Below are 15,062 nucleotides of genomic sequence, written 5' to 3'. Positions count from 1 at the left end.
GCGGTGTGGGATTCACGACAAGCCTTACCAACCTTAACGAAGGGAACAGCCTTACGGTTGTGTTACCCGTGCAAACGGAGGAAGATTCACAATCTAAAAAAAGAGCCCGTCGTTCTTATAGACGGTCAAGACGGAATCGCAAGACCCGTTACCGTCAAGCCCGATTCCTGAACCGCAAACGTCCTGAAGGGTGGCTCCCGCCTTCTTTAATGGCAAGAGTCAACAATGTCCTGTCCATGGTCAATCGCTTTAAAAAGCTAGTACCTTTATCGGATTGCAGTTTGGAATTGGTGAAGTTCGATACACAGAAAATGATGAATGCGGAAATTAGTGGGATTGAGTACCAACAAGGAACTTTGCAGGGTTACGAAGTCCGGGAGTATCTGTTAGATAAGTTTGGGCGTCGATGTGCATATTGTGGAACCAAAGACGTGCCACTGGAGATTGAACATGTTCATCCGAAATCAAGGGGCGGTTCCAATAGAGTCAGCAACCTCACACTTGCTTGCCGAGAATGTAACGAAGAAAAGGATAATCTCACTTTGGATGAATGGTCAATCCGATTGGCTAACAAAAAAGATAAGCGAAGCAAATGGATTCTATCAAGTTTACCCACTATCATAAAACAGCTTCAAAAACCGTTGAAAGATACCGCAGTCGTCAATTCGACCCGATGGAAACTCTATGAATGTTTGATAGGAACGAGTTTGACCATAGAGTGCGGAACAGGAGCAAGAACGAAAATGCAACGGATACAACACGAACTCACCAAGGAGCATTATTATGATGCAGTTTGCATTGGGGAATCTACACCAACCGAACCGTTGCTCTTCAAAACCAATCAAGTTCTTCAAATTAAGGCCAAAGGACGGGGTTCAAGGTATAGGTCTGGAACCGACAAATTTGGTTTTCCTATTCGTCAAATGCCACGAATCAAAATGATTCATGGATTTATGTCAGGAGATATGGTTAAAGCGATTGTGCCAAAAGGCAAATATCAAGGCACTTGGTTTGGACAAATCGCCATGCGTTCCAGTGGGTATGTAGACATCAAGGATAAAAACGGAAAACGAATGGTTCAAGGAATTCAGGCAAAATACTGTCAAATCGTACAGCGTTTTGATGGATATTCTTATTTTGTAGAAAAACGAAAGGAGTCGGCAATTCCTCCCCATGCGTAAACGCAGGGGCTTCCTTGCCGAATTGAGGTGAATGCATGGAAAAACAAAAGCAAATCAGGATTTTCGACAAGCAGGCAGCCAAATATGCCAAACGAAGAGAAGACCCAAGCCAGAGGCGCTGGCGAAAAAATCTTTTGAGCCATGCGAAAGGCGAGGTGCTAGAGCTAGCCGTCGGGGCAGGGGCAAACTTCCCGTACTATTCCCGAGACGTAAAGGTAACCGCAACTGATTTTAGTGAAGCCATGCTCGAAAAGGCAAAGCAAGCGGCAAAATCCTACAGTTTTCAGGCCGATTTTATCAGTGGGGATATCGAAACGATGGACTTTCCCGATGCCTCTTTTGACACGATTGTATCGACATTATCGTTTTGCAGTTATGAGAAACCTTTGATGGTTCTTGAAAAAATTAACCGCTGGTGCAAGCCGGATGGGAAAATTCTGTTGATGGAGCATGGAATCAGTTCAAACTTAGCTGTCTCAGTGCTTCAAAAAACATTGAACCCTCTTCTGTACCGATTCTCAGGATGTCATCATACAAGAAACATCCTTGAAATGGTTCGGGAATCTGGAATGACGTTTGAAAGATCAGAAAGCTATTGGATGAACATGGTTCATCTAATCTGGGCCAAACCAAAATCCTAAATAATGAGGAATAAACTATGACTTTAGTGGAAGAAAAGATCAAACTAAAAAAATCGATAACCTTAAATGTCCAGCACACAGATGGCCAAACTGAGAAACCCACCGTTTTGCTTATTCATTTTAGCGGTGGAACATCCCATATGTGGGACGGAGTGATCCCACATTTGCAGCAGCAGTACCGAATTATTACTCCTGATTTAAGGGGACATGGCAAGTCTGACAGGCCGGCGACCGGGTACCATATCGATGATTTTGCCAATGATCTGTATTTATTATTAGAAGAGTTGAAGATCCAAGGCTGTCATGTCGTCTGCAGTTCGATGGGAGCGGAAGTGGGACTGAGTTTGGCGGCTTCGCATCCGGAACGGGTCCTGTTTCTCGTTTGTGAAGGGGCGCTTCACAACGAATACGGGGAGTATGGCTTATTTAACGGCAGTCCTGCCGAAATTGAAGCGGAAAAAGGTCGGCTCATTGCCCAGTTGCATGAACGGAAATTGAAAACCTATCAAACGCCAGCAGATTTTATTGAGGATTATAGAGCACCGTTGGAAAAAGAGGTCCTCTGGAACAAGCATTTCCAGGCATTCATCGAAAGCTGTATCGAGGAATTGCCTGACGGAAGCCTTGAGCATTTTTATAAAAATCATGTCAGAACGGAGTATATTATAAAATATTTGGATGTCCGCTTTGAGGAGTACTACCAGAAAACTGCCTGCCCGATTCTGTTCTTGCCGAGTGAGGAGGAGTGGAACAATCCAAAAATAAGGCATAGTCTGGATTATTTTTCGAGTCTGACCAGTGAATTTGAGATTCAAAGGATTGAAGGTTCGGTTCATGCCTATGTTTGGATGCAGTTCCCGAGAAAGGCAGCGGAAGTTGTCGATACATTTATTAAGGACCTGTAGAAGAGCCAGCCGGCTCTCCTATAGGTCCTTGACCATTCCTTTACGTAAAGTGGTAATGCCAAATTCCAAATAACCTTTTAAGCAGGTCAACATATACACCCAGCCTTCTTTGTTGTCAGCCAATTTAAAAGGTAACTCTGGGTCATTTTCGTCGAAACCTTCCTCTAGCACTTCAATAATGGCGGCCCCTTGGCCGGTTTCAGTAATGGTAATGGTAACCTGATGTTCATCCTCCGGGGGTCCCCAAAGGAAGGCAATCTTCCTATTCAACTCAATCTCGACTACCTTAATATTCAGGACGGCGTTGTACTCATCATACCTTAGCGTAACCGTTTTGCCTTGCTCCCATCTTTCCGAACTAGAGGAGAACCAAAAATTCCCGATTTTTGCCGGGTCGACAAATGCTTCAAACACTTCATTGGCCGGTTTCAAAATGTTAAACTTCGTCACGTTGTTCATAAAATGTTCCCTCGCTTCAATCAATTTAGCATTTCTATCCTGCCCAATCCATATGGTTCTCAATCCCGTTTCCATATGAGATGGACAACCCATAAAACTATCTTGATATTACCATATTTTATAAATTAATGGTTTTCCAAGAGTAATCACAAACGAATTTATATAAGTCTGAAAACCTTTGCAGGAAAATAGACATGAATCGAGAAGTCTATAAGTAGACAATTTGGAAAATGTTGAAATTTGCTTATTTCACAGAAGGTTGAACATATATAAAGATTTTTAAAGGAAGGAGAAAAAATCCAATGGTTTCGTTTGAGGAAAAAAAGGTTATTTTTAAATCATTTAAACTCAAGGAAAAAGAAATCAGTAATGGAAGGGTTAATTTTATTTACCCGGAAAGCAAGCAAAAAGGGCAAGTGCTGGCGCGGGAATTGCAGCCAAGTGGAAATGGTTATGTCATTGGAAAGTACATGCCAAATGAGGTCCTCGAGAAAAATGGTTACCAGGTTGATGCTCGAGGCTGGATTTCGATTAAGGATTTCCCGAAGGATGAACTGGCAAAGCTAATCACCGAAGCGATGAAGTCCATGTCGGGGCAAGAAGTTAAAATGGTCCAAGTCGACGAGGCAGTCATTGTAGAAGAGCAGGTTGAACATGCAGAAGAGGTTGTGGAAGAAACCCAAGAAGACACGGGAATAGAGAACGACCAGGTGGAAGCAAGCTTAATTACAACTGAGGTTGAGGCACCAGTAGAAAAGGAAGCTGTGAAAATCCAAAAACCGGATACCCAGCATGCCGCTCACAAAGAAAAACCTGTTGACCCATATTTAGAATATGAGCAGTACCCGTTATCCTGTTGGTTCGCCTGGGTGGGTTTGGCCCTGTCCAGCATGGAAACTGGCTTTTTGATTTGGAGAAATGCGATTCGGAAATACGGTGAATTACGCCAAAAATAAATAACAAAAATGAAAAGCTGTCAGATCGACAGCTTTTCTAATGTTCACTATTCTTTTGGGTTACGGATTTTGTAAATGAGTGTGGCGATTAAAGTCGACGGCAAATTATACAGACTTCCCTGGAGGTTATATTGCAGCTGCTGCTCCTCAAAGGACATGTCGTCATAAATTTCGTTGTGGGATTTATTTAGTTCCTTAAACCGCTGTTTCGTTTCGGCGATATAGGCATATTGTACAGGAATCATGATGAGGGCATAGATGGCATAGACAGAAATACAAATCCATAAAGCTAGTTCCATGGTTTGTAACCCCTTTCAGAATGGCCTTTTTATATTGTACGAATAGAAATGATGAAAGTTTCATGATTATCTAAATATGTACTTAGCCCCTTCGATTTAATCAAGGACTTTAATAAAAATGCGGACTATCCATCTTACCAGGAGGTAAATCGGTTCAACAAGATCAAAGCCAATGTCAATCAAGTCCCAATTTTTACTTTTATTCCGTTTCTTTTTCAACTTCATCTTCCACCACCCCCGTTGTTTTTAATACGATTATATGGAAAAAAAGGTTTCAAATTAGATTGGATGGAATTTTGAATATTATTAATATTAGTTATCGATTATGCTAGAATTTTATTATCACAAAATAGTGGGAGCGAAAATAAAGTGAATTGGTCAGATATCCCTTACATATGGCAGGAAGGTTTTAAGGAAGCGTGGTCATCATTTCAGGAAGGATCAAGGCCGATAGGGGCTTTGATTACCGATGCGGATGGAGAAATTGTGGCAAGGGGAAAGAGTGCCACCTTTGCCGAACTTTCAGATAGTGTTATTTCACATAACGAACTGGCCCATGCTGAAATGAACGCGCTGTTAAAACTGGATAACCGGGTCCATCAGAGGGTGAATTCTTACGTTTTGTATACCACAATGGAACCGTGTCCGTTATGTTTCGGGGCGTTTTATATGAGCGGGATCCGTAATCTGGAATATGCCGCCAAGGATAAATTCGGCGGCAGCACGAATTTGAAGGACACGACGCCTTATTTGAGCCGCAAGCCCATCCAGATTAACGGGCCTATCGCCTTTTTGGAGGATTTCTCTATACTTTTAAATGTTTATTTTAACCAAATGATTGGTTTTAAAAAGGGTGACAAAGTCCAAAAGCTGATGGCGGAGGATTATCCACGGGCAGCTGAGCTTGCGGGTGCTTGGTTAAGTGAGCAGAGATTAAAAGATTACCAGCAGTTGGAAGTAGAAGAGGTATATGAGATGATGCTGGATGATTTATACGAGGGGTGACAGAAAGTGGATTTTCTATTAAAAAAAGTGTTTATCGGGAAACCAAAAACGGTAGGAGATAACGATGCTGAAAGCGTAATGGACCGGGAGTGGACGAGTGCAATTTTTAAAGAGCCGGTTGAAGGGGCCGTTAGGGTCGGCAAAACCGGTTTGACTGGCGACGGAGTGTTTGATACTAAGAACCATGGTGGACCGGAGAAAGCAGTGTTTGCCTATTCTTTGGAAAACTATTCTTATTGGAAGGGGGAACTTGGCAATTCAGCAATCGGTCCCGGCGGGATGGGCGAGAACTTTTTATTGGAAAATTTGACAGAGGACACGGTTTCGATTGGCGATACGTTCCAAATCGGCGAAGCGGTTGTACAAGTGTCACAGCCGCGGCAGCCATGCTGGAAACCGGCCCGCCGTTTTAGAATTAAAACCCTTGCGCTACTTATACAAAATACAGGCCGAACCGGCTGGTATTTTCGCGTATTAAAAGAAGGACTGGTAGAGAAAGGCCAGACCTTTACGCTGATAGAGCGCACATATCCGCAATGGACGATTCAAAAGTGCAACGAAATTCTCCATGCCAAGCAGCCAAATTTTGAGGAAATGCAGGAGCTTTCTCAATGTGAACTGCTGGCGCCCGGCATGAGAGCGACATTAGAAAAGCGTTGGGCCTTGAAGGGAGTCCCCGATATTACGGATAGGGTATATGGGCCGAATAAGTGAAGATTACTGGTTTTATGTGAGAGAAAGCATCAAAAAATAAGGGGGATTTCAATGTTTACAAGGCTAGTTCCTAACGATCCTGCCGTGGCAGAGGGCAGTCATTTCATGAAAGATGAAGTGCAGTATAACCACATTCATCGAATCATTGAAGACGCCGCTTCCTTGTCCTTCAAAACAAAAGAGGGCAAGATGATATTCGCCCAAATGCCTGGAAGGAACGGGTTTTTGTGGATTTCAAGTGAGGTCACACCAACTGAACGGAATACAATTTTTCAAGAATTAGCTCACACCTTGAAAGAGTTACCCGGAATTGTAGCAGATCCTCAGACAGCAAAAGAATTTTTAGAAGTTTATTCAAAAACAAACGCCGCCCGATCCGAAATCATCATGACGACAGAAGCATACCTTTGTCCAAAAATACTCCCCCCGAAAAATCTCATTGGGGAAATTCACAAAACAACGGACCAGCATTCAGATATTGTTACGGAATATCTCGTCGGTTTTCATAAAGACGCATTCGGGACTCTAGTAGAGCCAGTGACGCAGGCCACAAGGGCCAAAAACATGATTGAATCAGGGGATTTATATTTCTGGATGGTGAATGACTGGCCGGTATCGATGGCGTATATTGCTCATCGTTCCCCAAGGCATGCCCGAATTACTGCTGTATATACCCCGAATGAGTATCGCAAGAACGGTTATGCCAGCATGCTTGTCGCCGGACTTTGTGCCATCATCCAATCTGAGAACCTCGTTCCCATGCTATTTGCCGATACAAAAAATCCAGACTCCAACAGGATATATCAAAATATTGGATTTATCAAAAGCGGACAAATTGAGGAAATTAAATTTTTATAATAGTAGCATCATTAATGGTAGGTGAATCGAATGTATAAATTTATTGAAGATCAAGTAGTGAGAAATGAAATGTCGACCATCCCATATTTGTGGATTCGAAGCAAACAACCTGCGAAAAGCATCTGTGTCATGCTGCCGGGATTGGGTTACTCGACGCAGCGCCCGCTGTTTCATTATGGTACGGGGGTTTGTTTAGAGCAAAATGTAGATGTCCTTCACATAAACTATAAATTTATGAAAAATGAGCATTTTAAAAAGCTGCCTGAACCTGAACAAAATCAATGGATGTATGAGGATGTTTTTGCGGTGGTTGAAAAGGTTTTAAAAGATAGTTCTTACGAACAAGTCTTTCTGTTAAGCAAATCGATTGGGACCATTCCAATGGCAAAGGAATGGGGGCAGAGACATTTCACCCGTCAGTCTTTTGGAATCTGGCTAACCCCGCTTATCAAAATTGACGAGGTATATCAGGCGTTGTTGAAGACCCAACTGCCGTCGCTTTGTATAATCGGTGACCAGGATCATCATTTTGTAGAGAAACGAATTTCGTCATTGAAAGACAATCCGCTTATCGAAACAGTTGTAGTGCCAGACGCAGAACACAGCCTTGAGGTAAATGGGGATGTATTAGAATCAATCGACGCTATGAAAGAAGTAATGAAAAGCATCAAAGACTTTGTCAGCGACCATAGGATTATATAGTGCGAGGAACAATGGTTGTCCTCATAGAGGGTCATGAGGACAACCCCCGTGAAAAAATCGAAGAAGTTGTCCTCATAGAAATTATGAATAATAGAACAATTCAACTACTATTTAAGAATCGAAAAAAACGGCAGAATCATTATGGAGAGTGTTAGAAATATAACAGCCATTGCACCAAATCTCTGTTTTTCCTTCCATAAAGTAACAGCAAATCCCAAGGTATACACGGCAATGGCGAGCAGCACAAGGATTGCGAGCCATTTCATTTATTTTCCCCCTTTCTTAGGACCTTTTCCATAATCTACAATATTAACTTTCGGCTTTACGTGAATTTCTGCTTGTTGATATGATTTCGTCCAATTAAATTTTTGGTATTGCCGATTTGTGGCAAAATATTTTTGGGCATCAAGTGATAAAGGGTAAGGTACACCCTTGTATTTTTTCTGTGTTTTTCTCAACAATTTCTCATGTTCGGTTTTAAAATGGCGGGCTATTTCTGCCTTTAGAATGTCCCGATTTTTTTCCTTAGAAAAGTCAACCTCCGAAGGATTTGACATTACTTCAAATTTTAACGGCAGGGTAATAAAGATCTTTGGCCGTGGCCCATTCAGATTCATTTTGACAGTATTGTCTTGTTCTTTCATCACCCTGAGTGCCATTTGTTTGATTGTGCCGGGAAAGGGATTAGGAATATCAATGATAAAATCGCTGATATTTGTTGTATCATCTAGGGTATTGACGATGCTTGTTTCCTGGCCGGTTAACTTTCCAATCATCACGCCTTCCCTAAATACGGCAGAACCGATAAATTGCGTATCATCAAGCTCACCTGAGGCATTCAACTGTCCGGCATAATAGTTATCTTCTGCTCTGATTTCCGGCTTCTTTTCCCTTATGGCAGACGTGTTCATCGCCAGAAACAGGTCTTTTCCTCTTTCCGTTGCCTTAATAAAGCGAAAAAGCGTCGAATCGGGGATCAGCCCGTTTTCAATCCCGTGTTCGACCATATATTGATAGTACTTATGGGGTCTTGTCTCCATCCTTGGATGATTTTTCAAAAAATATTGGCTTGCCTTTTCTTTCGATATCGCCAAATAGGAGTTCAATCGGATTTCTTTATCATAGACAACGTCATAAAAAATCCTGAAAAACTCCGGATCCTTAGCGAACTCTTCGGAAACCACAATAATTTTTAATAAATCATAACTAATTTTCCGGGAAACGATTGCATTGGCCGTTACTTTGGCGGCAATGAAATCGATGGCATCAAATGAGATAACCTCTCTCGGCTTTTCGGTTGACCCTCCCCCCCCTTGCATACTTCCGACCTCGGGGTTGGCCAGCAGCATCGTGACTTTGATTTTCCCTTCTCTTTTGGAACGATCAAGTCCGAGGCCAATCACATAGGACTTATCCTCCAATTCGCCGCGGTCCCAGCAGCCTGTTATGGGGAAAATAATCATAACTATCAACAAAAATTTACATACTGTTTTTGTTTTTCGCACGTTTAAATTCTCCTTTTGCCAATGCGGCCAGCCATAAAATAAGTGAAATAGCAGCAAACATCGGACCTGCCAAGGCTCGAATACTTGACTTCAGATGAACAATTGTTTCCACTGGTGATTCTGGTATGAGCCCAATCAATAAATAGATCGTGGCAATGGATGGAATTAAATATTCAAAATCCTTGATTTTAAAAAGCTGACCGAATATGAGGGCGGTCAGATACAAGAAGGCGGTAAAGCGAATAATTGCTCCCATGATCCAAATGGCAAAAAAGAAGATTTCGATATTGGGAATATAGGTTCCAAGTGAAATATAACGAATTAACGTATGAAATGGGTAGCCCAATCCTCCTAATGATTGATCAAAAAAACAAATAATAAAGAAGACGGAAGCACTAATTTGGACACTGACAAAAACATAGGCAATCCAAGTGCCTTTTTGAAATTCTTTATTGGACTTAAAGTATGGAACGAGCATCGTCAGCAGAAAAAAATCAGCAAAAATAGCAAGGCTGCTTGGAGTTGTCTTGATAATTTCAAGTATTCCCGGCCCCAAAATTGGCAGCACCGATTGGAGCGTACTGTCTTGTATGCTTAATAATAAGGCAAAAGCCAAAGAGCAGATAACCCAGAATACAATCAGGACTGAAGCGGAACCGACATGCTGTATTCCCTTTTTTGCACCATATGCACAGATGGCAATTAAAATCGCATAAAGGACCAAAACAGGTGTTGTGTTAAAATAATAAGTTCTAATGATATTGGTATACGTTCTTGAATCAAATGAAATGGCAGAGGAACTTATCACGAAAATAATTAGTCCGACAGTAAAACCCACGTATTTGCCGAGTAATTTATTCATGACAACAAACATGTTTTTCCCTTGAAATAACGACATCGTCTTCAGCAATAAATAGAGCGGGATAAAAAATAGTGCGGACGAAAGGAGAGGAACCATCCACGCAGCATTTTCCACTTTTTGATACAAATTCGCTGGCGTATCTTCGGTTGCTCTTGCACCAGCCATCAGAATGGCGATCGCTACATATTCTCGAATACCAAGTTTCACAGGCTTTTGTTTCATCGGATCATGAATCCTTTCCTTGTCTCACCATATCTTTCGGTTTTAAATATCCTGGGCGGAACCTTAACTTCATTGGCACTGGCCGAATGATCAGATCCTTTGCCGAGGTAGTATGTGGTGTCATCGGCGCAAAGTAAGGCACGCCAAATGATTTTAAAGAGACCAAATAATAGATGCCAAGTAAAATCATTGCCTCCATGCCATACATCCCCATAAAACCAGCTGAAAAAATCATCAAGAAACGGCTTATGCGAATCGCAAAATTCATGCTGACATCACTAATAATAAACGAACTTAAACCGCTCAGTGCGATGACAATGATAACAATCGGACTGATAATATTGGCTTGAACGGCCGCCTGTCCCAAAATTAACGCTCCGACAATACCGATGGTCGGGCCAATCGGGGAGGGCACGCGCAGTCCGGCCTCTCGAATCAGTTCAAAGGCAAGCTCCATCATCAGGATTTCAATAATCGATGGCAACGGGACCCGTTCTCGCGTCCCGGCAATCGCCATTAATAAATCAGGTGGTATCATTCCGACATGATAGTTGGTAATGGCAATGTAAAATGCGGAGGCAAACATGGATATAAATAAAGCGACTAATCGTAATAGCCTGATAAAATTTCCATATGGCGTCCGCAGGTAGTGATCTTCAGGTGAATGAAAGATCGCCCAAAATGTAGCAGGCAGGACAAGACAATTTGGCGAATTGGACATTAACAAAACAATATGGCCCTCTTCAATAAAGGATACCGCCCTGTCAGGTCGTTCCGTGTTTAGGATAGTCGGAAACAGGGACCTTGGCCGTTCCTCCAAGAACTGTTCGAGAATACTTAAATCAATCACGCTGTCAGCATCAATGGAATTAAGCTTTTTCGTTATCGCTTGAAGCAGTTTATCATCTACCAAGTCTTTTTCATAAACCAGCAAGACATCGTTTCGGGATCGTTCTGTAACGACCAAATGATCAACAATCAGGTTTTCATTTTTAATCTTTTTCCGGATTAGCCCTACATTATCAAACAGATTTTCGTTAAAGGCCTCCTTTGCTCCTCTGATGATGACTTCATTATCGGATTTTTCAATACTACGGCCTTTAAGTTCCGTTGTGGCAAATATATAGCATTGGTGATCACCCTCGACAAAGAGTGCTGTATTGCCGGTTGTGATATCTTCTGTGATGGCACCGATTTTGGTCTTTGTATCTTCGATAGGAAAAGAAACAATATTTGCTATATCTCTTGATGGCTGCGGGTTTTCAATCAGCGGCTTCAAAATACTTTTCATGATGTATTCACCGTCGACCATGGTAGCGATGAAAATAATAAAGGCACGACGATTAAGCGAACGGATCGTAAACTCACGGATTTTGACATCGCAACTCATTGGGAATGAAAAAATGGTCTTAAAAATCTCCAAATTTTCCTCATATCGGGTGCTAATATCTTGATGTTTTAGGTTAATTCTGTGTTGGTTTGATTTTTCGTCAAATTGTGGCTCCTTGTTAAATAGCTTTCTAATCGATTTAAAGATATTTTTTTTCACCGTGAACCACCCCCAGTATTCTATATAATTTTTTCCAGATATGAGGGTAATTATGTAAAAAAAACGATGATAAGACTAAAAATCCATCCTTTAAACCAAATTCATGATAATAAGAGAGAATATTTTAAGGCGATGCTTGTATAAGCATCGCCTTCATACTTTATTAGAAATGTTAAAAGTGAAAATGAGTAATCTGATTGTAAATAAGCATGTCCTTTAATCGCCCATGAAAAATTTAAAAAAATGTCCCAGGCGGTCTCCAGGGCGGAACCCCATATTGGCCGTAAGTTCCATATGGCTGCACTGGTGGCAGTACATGATTTTGAGGGGTTAATGGATGTTGAGGATTGTGACTTAGGGTGGAGTGGTTGTACTCTGCTATACAACCTCCAGATTGTCCAGGATGAGTGCCAGTAGTTATTTTTACGTGTTCATGCCACATATTTTTCACCTCTTTCAGAGAGTTCTATTTTATAGTATGAGCACCAATTAACTTCGTTACTATTTGTAAATATATTGTGGACAACATAGTGAATTCATCATGAATTAATCAAGTGTTCGGAGCAAATTATTAGGCGAAGAGGCGCATTCCTTATATTGGGAAGTACCTTTTTGTTGTTTAAAGCGGAAAAGGAGTATTATGATATAATAAAAACTATTAATATTGTGAAATTTAAGAAAAAAATTGTGTTTTATTTAGATAATCTATTTAATCTTTACATATGTTTTGAGGAGAATCGCATGAAAAGAAAATTTCATTACGCTTGGATGATTATCTTTATTACCTTTTTGGCCTTATTGGCGGTTCAGGGAGTTCGTCTTTCCTTTGGTGCGTTTGTTCAACCATGGGAAGCAGATTTTTCGATGGACCGGGGAACCATTTCCCTCATTTCCACCCTTAGCTTTATCGTATATGGCCTCTCTCAGCCGGTAATGGGGAGATTAGTAGATCAGCTGGGCCCGCGATTGATCCTATCCGTGAGCACGCTGATTGTCGGAATCAGTATTTTTCTAACTTCCTTTGTCCAACAGCCGTGGCAATTATTTGTGCTATATGGGATTTTCGTTTCGATTGGCGTTGGCGGGGCTTCCAATGTGGCCGCGACGGTTCTTGTGACAAAATGGTTTAATGAAAAACGTGGACTTGCATTAGGGATTATCGAGGCAGGGTTTGGTGCGGGGCAAATGCTGCTCGTTCCAGGCTCATTGCTGTTGATTAACTGGCTCGATTGGAAACTGACCGTTATCATTTTAGGCATTTTTCTAACGTTAATTATATTCCCTGTCGTCATGTTCCTTTTACGCAACGACCCTCATGAAAAAGGCCTGAAGCCGATTGGCGGGGATCTCAAAGAGGAACAAATCAATAACTCGGCGATATCAACCAAGAATTTTTCGATATGGGATGCTTTCCGGCAAAGGCAGTTTTGGTTTTTAATTTTGCCATTTGCAATCTGTGGGTTCACCACGACTGGATTAATGGATACCCATCTGATCCCGATTTCCCATGATCATGGATTTTCAACAGCCGTCACAGGTGCTGCAGTCAGCGTGCTTGCCGGTTTCAATATTATTGGCATTTTGCTTTCCGGTGTCATTGCGGACAAGTGGAGCTGTCGGAAAATCTTGTTCGGTTTATATGCAGCAAGGGCTGTGTCGATTATTATTTTGTTAAATAGCCATAACCCAGCATTGCTCTTTGTGTTTGCCGTCTTGTTCGGATTGGTCGACTTTGCCACAGTGGCACCTACCCAACTGCTGGCCACGCAGTATTTTAAACATCATTCTATTGGCTTTATTTTGGGCTGGCTGTCGCTAAGCCATCAAATCGGCTCTGCCTTAGGCGCGTACCTGCCAGGTTTATTCTATAGTCACGCTGGCAGCTATAATGCCTCGTTCTATCTTTCTATTATCATATTGGCACTAGCAGCAATTTTTAGCGCATTGCTTCCAAAATCTATTAAAATAGGCAATGAGAAAGCAGCATAATAAAAGGGGTAATGAAATGAGCTTAAGTATGGACTGGAAAAAAGACCGAATTGCTTCTGCCCATCGGGGAGAAAATCCGATGGTGCTTGCCAAAATGAGAAGCGGCTTTGCGGTAATGGGAGATACTCAATTTCTTCCTGGCTACTGTGTCCTTCTGCCTTCGGTAAAAGTGAATTCACTCAATGAACTGGATTACAAGCAAAGAAGCGAGTATCTTCTGGATATGAGCATCATAGGGGATGCGATTCAGGAAGTGTGCAGCCCACGGCGGGTAAATTACTCCATTTATGGAAATACGGATGTCTATTTGCATGCCCACATTTTCCCGCGCTATGATTGGGAACCGGAAGAAAGGATTCCAAAGCCGGTTTGGCTGTATACAGAGGATCACTGGTTTGATTGTAAATACCATTTTTCAGTTGAGCAGCATGGGGAAATGAAGCAAAGGCTAAGCCAGAAACTGAATGAGATCATAAAGAATGCATACTAATCTAGACGAGGTGTAACATGAATATAATGGTTGGTTTGGTTTTTGTGATTATCATTGTTGCTTTGATTGCAACTCTAATCGTCACCAAGAAACCTGACGAAGATTACAGCGGTTCCGCAAAAAGAAATACAACTAACTTGACCTTAATTTATGCAGTTGTTATTTTTATCGCTTTAATTGCATTAGGGCTATATATTTGGAGGATTTTATAAAAAGGATTTATGGCTGCCGCTGTTTGGCAGCCTTTTTTGAAGGTCCGGTTAATGTTAGTTAAATTAAGTAATAATTTTCATATACACAATCGATTAAGGAAGTGGTTTAAATTATTAATGCAATTCTTTTATTTGTCCTTGCAGGTTTGGCCGAAATCGGCGGCGGTTATTTGATTTGGTTATGGCTAAGAGAAGGAAAGCCCTATTATTGGGGAATAGGCGGGGGAATCGCGTTAGCCCTATATGGTGTGATAGCCACTTTTCAAAGCTTTCCATCATTCGGGCGGGTGTATGCTGCCTACGGCGGGGTATTTATCGTTCTATCGGTTTTATGGGGATGGGGTGTTGATAGAAAAACACCTGATTTATACGATTGGTTAGGAGCGGGTATATGTTTGATTGGCGTTTCAGTGATGTTGTTTGCCCCGCGACAATAGAGGGGGTGATTTAAAAAAATTCGAGGTAAACAGCCGAAAATAAAACTTGCAAATTTTCGGCTGCTAGTTATACAAA

General features: G+C 41.6%; 19 protein-coding genes. 12 read left to right on the top strand and 7 right to left on the bottom strand.

From position 1 onward, the window contains the following. Window positions 1–5: 5 nt before the first annotated feature. The 3 genes from iscB to AR334_RS06080 are packed head-to-tail and all read left to right on the top strand — an operon-like array spanning window position 6 to window position 2,727. Window positions 6–1,181, top strand: a complete 1,176-nt coding sequence (gene iscB / locus AR334_RS06090; protein WP_253701192.1) for an RNA-guided endonuclease IscB — start codon at window positions 6–8, stop codon at window positions 1,179–1,181. A gap of 35 nt (window positions 1,182–1,216) precedes the next feature. Beyond that, the gene (locus tag AR334_RS06085) at window positions 1,217–1,822 is read left to right on the top strand and encodes a class I SAM-dependent methyltransferase (protein ID WP_066306852.1); all 606 of its coding nucleotides are present in this window, start codon (window positions 1,217–1,219) and stop codon (window positions 1,820–1,822) included. Window positions 1,823–1,839: 17 nt separating this feature from the next. Next, entirely contained in the window at window positions 1,840–2,727 is an 888-nt protein-coding gene (locus tag AR334_RS06080; RefSeq protein WP_066306850.1) for an alpha/beta fold hydrolase, read from the top strand. Window positions 2,728–2,745: 18 nt separating this feature from the next. Here the strand turns inward: AR334_RS06080 and AR334_RS06075 are convergent, their stop codons facing one another. Continuing rightward, window positions 2,746–3,186: an SRPBCC family protein gene (locus AR334_RS06075; RefSeq protein WP_066307703.1), complete on the bottom strand. Its 441-nt coding sequence runs from the start codon at window positions 3,184–3,186 to the stop codon at window positions 2,746–2,748. Between the two features lie 302 nt (window positions 3,187–3,488). Between AR334_RS06075 and AR334_RS06070 the strand changes: the two genes are divergently transcribed. Beyond that, window positions 3,489–4,142, top strand: a complete 654-nt coding sequence (locus AR334_RS06070) for a hypothetical protein (RefSeq protein WP_066306844.1) — start codon at window positions 3,489–3,491, stop codon at window positions 4,140–4,142. Window positions 4,143–4,189: 47 nt separating this feature from the next. Here the strand turns inward: AR334_RS06070 and AR334_RS06065 are convergent, their stop codons facing one another. Beyond that, the gene (locus AR334_RS06065; protein WP_066306842.1) at window positions 4,190–4,441 is read right to left on the bottom strand and encodes a DUF3949 domain-containing protein; all 252 of its coding nucleotides are present in this window, start codon (window positions 4,439–4,441) and stop codon (window positions 4,190–4,192) included. 96 nt (window positions 4,442–4,537) lie between these two features. After that, entirely contained in the window at window positions 4,538–4,666 is a 129-nt protein-coding gene (locus AR334_RS30575) for a hypothetical protein (protein WP_301337151.1), read from the bottom strand. Window positions 4,667–4,810: 144 nt separating this feature from the next. Here AR334_RS30575 and AR334_RS06060 point away from each other — a divergent pair, with 144 nt between their 5' ends. From AR334_RS06060 to AR334_RS06045, 4 genes are read left to right on the top strand one after another with little or no spacing between them, the layout of a single operon-like run. Next, window positions 4,811–5,446: a nucleoside deaminase gene (locus AR334_RS06060; RefSeq protein ID WP_066306841.1), complete on the top strand. Its 636-nt coding sequence runs from the start codon at window positions 4,811–4,813 to the stop codon at window positions 5,444–5,446. A gap of 6 nt (window positions 5,447–5,452) precedes the next feature. Further along, window positions 5,453–6,160, top strand: a complete 708-nt coding sequence (locus AR334_RS06055; protein ID WP_066306839.1) for an MOSC domain-containing protein — start codon at window positions 5,453–5,455, stop codon at window positions 6,158–6,160. A gap of 51 nt (window positions 6,161–6,211) precedes the next feature. Further along, a complete protein-coding gene (locus AR334_RS06050) occupies window positions 6,212–7,018 on the top strand; it encodes a GNAT family N-acetyltransferase (RefSeq protein ID WP_066306837.1) in 807 nt (268 codons plus the stop codon). Between the two features lie 30 nt (window positions 7,019–7,048). Continuing rightward, complete coding sequence (locus tag AR334_RS06045) at window positions 7,049–7,720, top strand: alpha/beta family hydrolase (RefSeq protein WP_066306834.1); 672 nt, start codon at window positions 7,049–7,051, stop codon at window positions 7,718–7,720. A gap of 107 nt (window positions 7,721–7,827) precedes the next feature. Here AR334_RS06045 and AR334_RS29400 read toward each other — a convergent pair whose 3' ends face one another. Genes AR334_RS29400 through AR334_RS06030 form a run of 4 tightly spaced genes read right to left on the bottom strand, consistent with a single transcriptional unit; the run spans window position 7,828 to window position 11,858 of the window. Continuing rightward, window positions 7,828–7,986, bottom strand: a complete 159-nt coding sequence (locus AR334_RS29400) for a hypothetical protein (RefSeq protein ID WP_156431186.1) — start codon at window positions 7,984–7,986, stop codon at window positions 7,828–7,830. Beyond that, entirely contained in the window at window positions 7,987–9,225 is a 1,239-nt protein-coding gene (locus tag AR334_RS06040) for a Ger(x)C family spore germination protein (protein ID WP_066306830.1), read from the bottom strand. It abuts the gene before it with no gap. Then, a complete protein-coding gene (locus AR334_RS06035; RefSeq protein ID WP_066306829.1) occupies window positions 9,200–10,309 on the bottom strand; it encodes a GerAB/ArcD/ProY family transporter in 1,110 nt (369 codons plus the stop codon). Before AR334_RS06035 ends, AR334_RS06040 begins: the two co-directional genes overlap by 26 nt. Before the next feature lie 4 nt (window positions 10,310–10,313). Beyond that, window positions 10,314–11,858, bottom strand: a complete 1,545-nt coding sequence (locus AR334_RS06030; protein ID WP_066306826.1) for a spore germination protein — start codon at window positions 11,856–11,858, stop codon at window positions 10,314–10,316. 741 nt (window positions 11,859–12,599) lie between these two features. On the opposite strand from AR334_RS06030, the gene AR334_RS06025 reads away from it, so the two are divergent. The 4 genes from AR334_RS06025 to AR334_RS06010 all read left to right on the top strand — a co-directional run bounded on the left by AR334_RS06025 (window position 12,600) and on the right by AR334_RS06010 (window position 14,986). After that, window positions 12,600–13,847, top strand: coding sequence for an MFS transporter (locus AR334_RS06025; protein WP_066307702.1), 1,248 nt, complete (start codon window positions 12,600–12,602; stop codon window positions 13,845–13,847). Window positions 13,848–13,863: 16 nt separating this feature from the next. Further along, the gene (locus AR334_RS06020; protein ID WP_253701191.1) at window positions 13,864–14,337 is read left to right on the top strand and encodes an HIT family protein; all 474 of its coding nucleotides are present in this window, start codon (window positions 13,864–13,866) and stop codon (window positions 14,335–14,337) included. A gap of 17 nt (window positions 14,338–14,354) precedes the next feature. Further along, complete coding sequence (locus tag AR334_RS06015; RefSeq protein ID WP_066306825.1) at window positions 14,355–14,549, top strand: hypothetical protein; 195 nt, start codon at window positions 14,355–14,357, stop codon at window positions 14,547–14,549. A 110-nt stretch (window positions 14,550–14,659) separates the two neighbouring features. Next, window positions 14,660–14,986 (top strand): YnfA family protein, encoded by a 327-nt coding sequence (locus tag AR334_RS06010; RefSeq protein WP_066306824.1) that lies wholly within the window; start codon window positions 14,660–14,662, stop codon window positions 14,984–14,986. Window positions 14,987–15,062: the final 76 nt, after the last annotated feature.

The sequence above is a fragment of the Bacillus sp. FJAT-29814 genome (assembly GCF_001510715.1).
Taxonomy (GTDB): domain Bacteria; phylum Bacillota; class Bacilli; order Bacillales; family Cytobacillaceae; genus Neobacillus.
Note: the sequence above shows the minus strand (reverse complement) of the source record. Positions and strands in the feature narration are given on the sequence as shown.

Excerpts from the sequence above, each read along its gene's own strand:
- AR334_RS06020 (WP_253701191.1), top strand. The coding sequence starts at position 13,864 with ATGAGCTTAAGTATGGACTGGAAAAAAGACCGAATTGCTTCTGCCCAT.
- AR334_RS06035 (WP_066306829.1), bottom strand. The coding sequence starts at position 10,309 with ATGAAACAAAAGCCTGTGAAACTTGGTATTCGAGAATATGTAGCGATC.
- AR334_RS06075 (WP_066307703.1), bottom strand. The coding sequence starts at position 3,186 with ATGAACAACGTGACGAAGTTTAACATTTTGAAACCGGCCAATGAAGTG.
- AR334_RS06070 (WP_066306844.1), top strand. The coding sequence starts at position 3,489 with ATGGTTTCGTTTGAGGAAAAAAAGGTTATTTTTAAATCATTTAAACTC.
- AR334_RS06025 (WP_066307702.1), top strand. The coding sequence starts at position 12,600 with ATGAAAAGAAAATTTCATTACGCTTGGATGATTATCTTTATTACCTTT.
- AR334_RS06045 (WP_066306834.1), top strand. The coding sequence starts at position 7,049 with ATGTATAAATTTATTGAAGATCAAGTAGTGAGAAATGAAATGTCGACC.
- AR334_RS30575 (WP_301337151.1), bottom strand. The coding sequence starts at position 4,666 with ATGAAGTTGAAAAAGAAACGGAATAAAAGTAAAAATTGGGACTTGATT.
- AR334_RS29400 (WP_156431186.1), bottom strand. The coding sequence starts at position 7,986 with ATGAAATGGCTCGCAATCCTTGTGCTGCTCGCCATTGCCGTGTATACC.
- AR334_RS06065 (WP_066306842.1), bottom strand. The coding sequence starts at position 4,441 with ATGGAACTAGCTTTATGGATTTGTATTTCTGTCTATGCCATCTATGCC.
- AR334_RS06015 (WP_066306825.1), top strand. The coding sequence starts at position 14,355 with ATGAATATAATGGTTGGTTTGGTTTTTGTGATTATCATTGTTGCTTTG.
- AR334_RS06080 (WP_066306850.1), top strand. The coding sequence starts at position 1,840 with ATGACTTTAGTGGAAGAAAAGATCAAACTAAAAAAATCGATAACCTTA.
- AR334_RS06050 (WP_066306837.1), top strand. The coding sequence starts at position 6,212 with ATGTTTACAAGGCTAGTTCCTAACGATCCTGCCGTGGCAGAGGGCAGT.
- AR334_RS06085 (WP_066306852.1), top strand. The coding sequence starts at position 1,217 with ATGGAAAAACAAAAGCAAATCAGGATTTTCGACAAGCAGGCAGCCAAA.